Here is a 7,575-nt window from a genome sequence, read left to right as displayed (position 1 = left end):
GGGCGAGAGGGGAAAAGCAGCCGGTTAGGCAAAAAAGGGCACTGCGGGTAAAATCCTGCCCTCTATTGTCACCGCCCGCATCGCCGGGACGGGCCTGACCTCCCCGCTCATCCTGATACGCAGACGCCCGCGCCCCCCGGCCGCGCGCTGCCAACCACCACAATTTATGTCGTCCAATCTGCACCCCATGCTCAACGTGGCCATCAAGGCTGCACGCGCCGCCGGCGCCATCATCAACCGCGCGGCCCTGGATGTGGAATCGGTGCGGATCTCGCAAAAGCAGATCAACGACTTTGTGACCGAGGTGGACCACGCCTCCGAAAAGATCATCATCGAGACGCTGCTGACGGCCTACCCCGGCCACGGCATCCTGGCCGAAGAGTCGGGCAAGGAATACGGCGCCAAGGATTCGGAATTTGTCTGGATCATCGACCCGCTGGACGGCACCACCAACTTCATCCACGGCTTCCCGGTCTACTGCATCAGCATCGCGCTGGCCGTCAAGGGCAAGGTCGAGCAGGCCGTCGTGTACGACCCCACCCGCAACGACCTGTTCACCGCCACCAAGGGCCGCGGCGCTTACCTGAACGAGCGCCGCATCCGCGTGAGCAAGCGCACCCAGCTCAAGGACTGCCTGATCTCCACCGGCTTCCCCTTCCGCCCGGGCGACAACTTCAAGAGCTATCTGAACATGATGGCCGACGTGATGCAACGCACAGCAGGCCTGCGCCGCCCCGGCGCCGCCGCGCTGGACCTGGCTTATGTGGCTGCGGGCTTCACCGATGGTTTCTTCGAGACCGGGCTGTCGATCTGGGACGTGGCAGCGGGCTCACTGCTGGTGACCGAGGCCGGCGGCCTGGTGGGCAACTTCACAGGCGAAGCCGACTTCCTGGAGCAGCGCGAGTGCCTGGCCGGCAGCCCCCGCATCTACGGTCAGTTGGTGCCCATCCTGGGCAAGTACAGCAAGTTTGCGAGCGCGGGCGACAAGGCGGCGGTGCGCCAGGCGGCTGCGGCAGACTCACAGCCTACCGACACCCAGGGAGCCGATGCAGATGCAGACGTGGCAGAACCAGCCGCCCCACAGGCCGACGCAGCCAAGGGCGAAGACGCACCGTTCTGAACATCTCAACTACCGCGCCTCACCGTGAAGCCAGCACAAGATCACCGCTGGTGAGATCTGATAGCGGGACCGTGCAGTAGGCGCCCCCCCGCCATGGCCGCCGCGCAAGGGCCGCCTCCCCGCGCTGGCTGCGTCCCCCTTCCCGAATTGCAAAGCAATTCGAGAGAAGGGGGAAGCGATGAAGTCGCTCAGGAGGTTGTCCTTTATCCAGGGTCAGGATATTTCTGCGCAATGCTGCGGAAGTCTTCCGCAATGTCCACAAACGCATCCACCATGTCGGGGTCAAAGTGGGAGCCCTTGCCCCGCACGATGGTGTTGCAGGCTTGATCGTGCGAAAACGCGGGCTTGTACACACGCTTGCTGATGAGGGCGTCGTACACATCGGCCACGGCCATGAGGCGCGCCGACACCGGGATCGCATCACCCGCCAACCCCTGCGGGTAACCCGTGCCATCCCACTTCTCCTGGTGGCTGTACGCGATTTCCTTCGAAACACTCAGGAACGCCACGCGCATGCCCAGGCGCCGCTCGGCTTCCTCAATCGCGTCGCGACCCAGCGTGGCGTGGGTTTTCATCACTTCAAACTCTTCCACCGTCAGCTTGCCCGGCTTGAGCAGGATGCTGTCAGGGATGCCGATCTTGCCGATGTCATGCAGCGGGGCAGACTTGTAGAGCAGCTCAATCATGCGGTCATTGAGCACATGCTCGAAGCGCGGGTGGTGGCGCAAGCGCTCGGCCAGCGTCTTCACATACAGCTGCGTGCGGCGGATGTGGTTGCCAGTTTCGTTGTCACGCGTCTCGGCCAGGGAGGTCATGGCCATGATGGTCACGTCCTGAATGGCCTGCACCTCCAGCGTGCGCATGGCCACTTCGCGCTCCAGGTAGGAGCTTTTGTCGCGCAGAAAATCGGCCGTGGCCTTGAGCGCCAGATGGGTGTTGACGCGTGCCAGCAGGATGGGCGGGCTGATGGGCTTGGTGATGTAGTCAACCGCACCCAGCGCCAAGCCCATGCGTTCGTCGTCGGGATCGGAGCGCGCGGTCAAGAAGATCACCGGAATGTCGCGCGTGGAAGCCGCCGATTTCAGGCGTCGGCAGACTTCGTAGCCATCCACCTCGGGCATCATGATGTCCAGCAAAATCAGATCGGGTGGTGCACCCGACTGGGCGATCTTGATCGCCTTCTCGCCATGGTTGGCCACCTTCACCAGGTAGAGCTCGCGCAGCAGGCTGCCCATCAGGGTAAGGTTCTCGGGCGTGTCATCCACCACCAGCACCGTAGCGATCGGCTTGTCAACGAGTGCCGCCTGGGTGGAGGCAAAGGGCGCGTTGTCCATGGATGTCCTGCGTGTTGTGCCGATGGGTGGTGCCGTTCAAGAGAGCGGGGCCGCTGGAAATTCGGGGCCCTGCAAGGCCGCCATGGCCTCCAGAGCATGTTCGAAATCAAAGTTCAGGGTGTGCATCTCGACGGATTTGAAGATATCCCCCAAGGCCGCGCCGAGTATCTTGCCATTGTGTTGGAAAAATTCTGTGGCTGCAGGGTCATCCTGCTCCAACAGGTAGCGCAGGCGCTGCACAGCCTCCGCCGCCACCTTCCCGCCCGGATCAGGCACCGAACCTGCAGACTCCAAGACCACCACCGACTCCACCAACCACGCCTGCAGCCCTCCGAGCAGTGGCGCCAGGGCCGCACGCAGCTCAGCCAGCACATGAACGATGGACTCGTTGCCGTGATGAAAACGCAGCGCATGCTCCAGCGCCTGGGCACGCTCTGACACAACAGACGCCCCGATGTTGGCGGCCACCGACCGCAGCGTGTGTGCCAGGCGCTCGGCCACGCCCAGATTGTTGGCGGCCAGCGCCTGTTGCAGCTCGGCCAGCACGGGCGCCTGTCCCTCGGCAAAGCGGCGCAGCAGCTCGGCATAGAGCCCGGGCTTACCCAGGGCGCGCTGCAAGCCCAGGTTCGTATCCAATCCTTCCAAGATCGGCAAGGGCGCTGCTGGCAATGGCGCATCGGGTGAGCGTGCGAGTGGCTGCATCCGCCCCCCCTCCCCTGACAGACTTGGCGAAACCACCGCCTTGGACGCAGTCCCCAAGCCAGCGCGGGGCCGTATCCAGCGACTCAAGGCCGCCCAGAGTGCCGCAGGCTCAATAGGTTTGGCAACATGGTCGTTCATGCCCGCTGCAAAGCAGCGCTGGCGGTCGGCTTCCATGGCATTCGCAGTCATCGCAATGATGGGCAGCTGGGCATGCCGGGGGTTGCTGCGCAGGGCACGGGTGGCGGATTCGCCATCCATGACTGGCATCTGCATGTCCATGAGCACCGCGTCGTAGTGCTTGCGCTCGATGCGGTCAATGGCGATCTGGCCGTTTTCTGCCACATCTACAGCAAACCCGGCGTCCAGCAACAGCTCCATCGCCACCATCTGGTTGAGTTCGTTGTCTTCCACCAGCAGTACCTGAGCACCCCGGATCTCCAACGGCAACTCTTCAGCCGCCGGTGCTGGGGAGACGGTGCGGCGCCCGGCGGCCGTAGAGTGTTCCTGCGGCTGCATAAGGGTGTCGAACAGCACCGAGGCATTGACGGGCTTGATGAGCACCGTCTCGATGCCCTGGGCACGCGCAGCGCGCATCACGTCCTCGCGGCCGTAGGCGGTCACCATAAGCATCTGCGGCACCTTGGCCATGCCCAGAGTACGGATGTGGCCTGCAAGCTCCACGCCGTCCATGCCCGGCATGTGCCAGTCCAGCAGCAGCAGGCCGAAAGGTCGGTGCCGGGCCATGGATTCGCGCAGCCGGTCCAGCGCCTCCAGGCCAGAGTGGGCCTGCTCGACCTCAAAACCCATGGCGTGCAGCATGTCGGACAGCACCGTGGCCGCCGTATGGTTGTCGTCCACCACCAGCACGCGGCTGCCGCGCAGGTCGGGCGGTGGCAGCAGTACACGTGCAGCTGCACCACGCTCCAGCGGCACGGCCGCCCAGAAGGTGGACCCCTTGCCAGATACGCTCTCGACCCCGACCTCGCCGCCCATGAGTTCGGCCAGGCTCTTGCAGATCGCCAGCCCCAGCCCCGTGCCGCCATAGCGGCGGGTGGTGGATGTGTCTGCCTGCTGGAAGCTCTGGAACAGGCGCCCCATCTGCTCTTCGGTCAGGCCGATACCAGTGTCGCGCACCTCAAACCGCAGGCGCACCTCTTTGCCAGCCGACGCCAACAGCCGCACAGCAATGCTGATCTCGCCCGACTCGGTGAATTTGATGGCATTGTTGGCGAAATTGATGAGGATCTGCCCCAGGCGCAAGGCATCGCCCACCAAATTGGGCGGCACGTCGCTGGCCACGTCGCAGACCAGCTCCAGCCCTTTGGCGCCAGCCTTGTAGCCCACCACGTCGGACACACTCTCGAGCATGCGGTCAAGCAAAAACGGCTGGCGTTCCACCACCAGCTTGCCCGCCTCGATCTTCGAAAAATCCAGGATGTCATTGATGACGCCCAGCAGGTGCTGGCCCGCCTGCTGAATCTTGCTGACGTAGTCGTGCTGGCGCGGAGACAGGCCTGACTTGAGCGCCAAGTGAGACATGCCGATGATCGCGTTCATCGGTGTGCGGATCTCGTGGCTCATATTGGCCAGGAAGTTGGACTTGAGCGCAGTGGACTCCTCGGCCAGCTCCTTGGCGCGGCGCAGGTCCTGCTCGGCGCGCTGGCGGTCGGTGATGTCCACAAACGTGCCGATGGTGCCACCGGGGCTTCCGTCTGCACGCCGGAACCCGTGCAGCCAGAACAAAGTGTGGTGCATATCACCATCGGCATAGGGCAGGTCCACCTCACGGTGCACCGACTGCTCGCCGGCCAGGACCAGCGCGTTGTCGCGCTCGAAAAGCACACGCGAGGCGTGAGGCAGGAACTCCAGATCCATCACCGTCTTGCCCACCAAGGATTCACGTGTCACGCCAAACGCCTGCTCGTAGGCACGATTGACTCCCACATAACACCCGTCGGCCCCCTTGTAGAACAGTGGCACGGGGATGGCATCGATCAGGGCTTGCTGGAAATCCAACTGGGCCGCTACCTGCTCTTCCAGAAGCTTCTGATCGTGGATGTCCACGTTGACCCCGACCACCCTCACAGGCTGCCCCTGTTCATTGCGAAAAATGCGTGCCGCCTCCAGGAACCAGCGCACCTCGCCATCGGGGCGCACAATGCGCCACGAGTCACGCAGGTGGTCTTCGTCTCCTGCCAGACAGCTGTCGAAGTAGGCACTCGCCTGCACGCGGTCTTCAGGGTGCAGGCAGTTCAGCCAGAAATCACGGCCATCGGGCTGGGTTCCGGGGGGCAGGCCCATCATCTGTGCAAGTTTGTCGGACCAGAGAATCTCGCCAGTCAGCAGATTCAGGTCGAAGACCCCGATCTTGCCCGCCTCCTGGGCCAGCTCCAGGCGCTCCTTGGTCTGCTGAATGGCCCGCTCGGCACGCCGCTGGTCGCTCACATCCTCGATCACCCAGATGGAAGCGGCGCCGGAGTCATTCATCTTGAGGCTGCGCCCCGCCAGTCGCGCCTCGAAGCGGCTGCCGTCGAGGCGGAACAGGGTGGCCGACTCGCGCAGCGCCTGACCAGACGCCAGGCTGGGCGCCACGCGTGCGGTGAACAGTTCCGAGTGGCCCGGGCCTCCAAACAGAACCGACACCCCCAGTCCCAGCAGTTGCGAGGCCGTGCCGCCCATGAGTTCGACAAACGCCGGATTGAACTGGCGAAAATGGCCGTCACACACCAGCACGATGGGCGGCGCGTTGTCAAAAATGGCGGTCTGCTGCTCTAGCAGCTCGTTGAGCAGGCGTTCGCGCCGCTCTAGCTCCTTCTGGGCCTCGATGCGTGCTGACACGTCCTCATGCAGGCCCACGATGCCGATACGCCGCCCCCGTCCGTCAAATACCGGCGACAACGTGGCTTCGTCGTGGTAAATGCTTCCGTCCTTGCGCCGGTTCACAAAATGGCCCTGCCACGACTGCCCCGACAGCAGCGTGGACCACATCACCTGATAGGTCTGTGCCGGAGTTTGCCCACTCGACACCAGCGACGGTTTTTTGCCGCGCACTTCCTCGAGCGTGTAGCCGGTGTTGCGTTCGTACTGGGGGTTGACCCAGTCGATGTGACCTTCGCCATCGGTGATGACCACCGAAACCGGGCTGCTCTCCAGCGCAGCGCCCAGTACGCGGAACCGCTCTAGCGCCGATGCCACCCGTGCGCGGCTGCGCAGCAGGTCCAGCAGCAGCAAACCCAGTAGGCTGAAGACTACAAATGCGGCTGCACCGACCTGTACCCGCTGGGTGGATGTCATCAAGGTACTGATGTCGTCGAGCATCACCAGATGCCACTGCCCCCCTGGGTCGTTCCATTGGATGGCGCGGTGGACCACTGCATAGGCCACCCCATTGAGCACAACCTCGCCTGCGTCGGCAGCAAACGGCAGGGCCGAAGCCACGCCTTTCTCGAAAAACTGCCCGAACTGGCCAGATGCGCGCAGGGCGTCAATGCGGGCCTGGGTCAGAGGCGGGGCTACGGCAAACTGCCACTCGGGTCGCGTAGAGGAAAACACGGCCCCCTGCGGAGAGAGCAGCACCATGGGCAGCCCCGCCCGCTTGAGCAGCAGGTCCACCGGCTCAAAACCCTGCTTGAACATCACCACCCCAATGATGGAGCCAGTCGGAGTGTCACCCTCATACAGTGGCGCAGCGTAGTACAGGCCACGCTCCTGTGTATTGGTTCCGACAGCGGGATATACGCTGACAGCGCCCCGGATGGCCTGCTGAAAATAGGGCCGGAACGCCAGGTTAAGCCCCGTGGAACGCGTGTCGGACGTCTCATGCGCCACCACCGTGCCATCGGCCGAGATCACGTAAACGCCGCTGACCAGGAAGCGCCCACGCGCCACAGCCAGCCGCGCCAGCGCGTCCGGGTTGTCCGGCGGCAGTTGGCCCATGGCCATTTTCTTGAGCAGGGGCTCACTCAGACCCAGCAGCGATACGGCGCCCAGCATGGCCCCGCCAGTGGTCTGGCTCATCAAGGCGTCGGTCGTCTGTTGCAGCAGGCGAGACCGCTCGGCCGCACGCTCGGTGCTCCGCCAGTGCAGCGCCCCTTGCACCACCAGCACAGCCCCCAGCAAGGCGACCGCCAGCACCATGAGCAGTCCACGTATTCCAGGGGCCTCGCGATCCAGCACTTTGTCAAAAAACATGCCTACGCCTTCACATGCAACGCGCACAAGCGGTCGGTCACGCCTCTTGTGGCGACCACCGCACGTTGACTTGCCAAGGCCCCGTCAGCGGTGTGGGTGCAGGAAAACATCCATTTCCCCCACCGGCCCGGGCCGCCCAAACAGATACCCCTGAAACCCCTCGCACCCATGCAACCTCAGGAACGACAGCTGCCCCGTCGTCTCCACCCCCTCCGCCACCACCTGCAG

At 63.9% G+C, this 7,575-nt stretch carries 4 protein-coding genes; 1 reads left to right on the top strand and 3 read right to left on the bottom strand.

The window, feature by feature from the left end:
- Positions 1-166: 166 nt before the first annotated feature.
- Positions 167-1,120 (top strand): inositol monophosphatase family protein, encoded by a 954-nt coding sequence (locus DBR12_RS15300; protein ID WP_108618048.1) that lies wholly within the window; start codon positions 167-169, stop codon positions 1,118-1,120.
- A 203-nt stretch (positions 1,121-1,323) separates the two neighbouring features.
- Here the strand turns inward: DBR12_RS15300 and DBR12_RS15295 are convergent, their stop codons facing one another.
- The 3 genes from DBR12_RS15295 to DBR12_RS15285 all read right to left on the bottom strand — a co-directional run.
- Positions 1,324-2,454 carry a two-component system response regulator gene (locus DBR12_RS15295; protein ID WP_108618047.1) on the bottom strand — a complete coding sequence of 377 codons (1,131 nt, stop codon included), beginning with the start codon at positions 2,452-2,454 and terminating at the stop codon, positions 1,324-1,326.
- A gap of 36 nt (positions 2,455-2,490) precedes the next feature.
- A complete protein-coding gene (locus tag DBR12_RS15290; protein WP_108618046.1) occupies positions 2,491-7,347 on the bottom strand; it encodes a PAS domain S-box protein in 4,857 nt (1,618 codons plus the stop codon).
- 84 nt (positions 7,348-7,431) lie between these two features.
- Positions 7,432-7,575 (bottom strand): EAL domain-containing protein (locus DBR12_RS15285; RefSeq protein ID WP_146185552.1); only part of this gene is annotated, 144 nt, incomplete at its 5' end.

Origin of the sequence: Acidovorax sp. HMWF029, from assembly GCF_003060895.1 — a bacterium.
In the GTDB taxonomy this organism is placed as follows: domain Bacteria; phylum Pseudomonadota; class Gammaproteobacteria; order Burkholderiales; family Burkholderiaceae_C; genus Acidovorax.
The sequence above is the reverse complement of the archived record's forward strand: the minus strand, read 5'-3'. Positions and strand labels throughout refer to the sequence as shown.